1 rRNA gene is annotated in these 299 nt (G+C 52.2%); it reads right to left on the bottom strand.

From position 1 onward, the window contains the following. Positions 1-299, bottom strand: a 23S ribosomal RNA gene (locus tag B1728_RS35605); the annotation flags it as partial.

The raw sequence follows: 299 nt of genomic DNA, 5'->3' as shown, positions 1-299 counted from the left end.
TACCGGCATTCTCACTTGTATGCTGTCCAGCGCTCCTTACGGTACACCTTCAACCTGCATACAACGCTCCCCTACCCCTGCGTCACCTTCATTCCAGCCTCGAAGCTGCGCGTTTAGCCCTGGGAGCATTTAGCCAGATTCCTTGAATCTACTTAAAAGTAGAATCTGGCGAATGTCCCGTGTCTAAACGGAAACCTCAAAGATGCAATGAAGGCGACGCGAGCCATAGCTTCGGTGGCGTGTTTAGCCCCGTTACATTTTCGGCGCAGAGTCACTCGACCAGTGAGCTATTACGCACT

The sequence above is a fragment of the Paenibacillus sp. 32352 genome, assembly GCF_002042965.1.
GTDB classification, from domain to species: Bacteria; Bacillota; Bacilli; order Paenibacillales; family NBRC-103111; genus Paenibacillus_S; species Paenibacillus_S vulneris.
The sequence above is the reverse complement of the archived record's forward strand: the minus strand, read 5'-3'. Positions and strand labels throughout refer to the sequence as shown.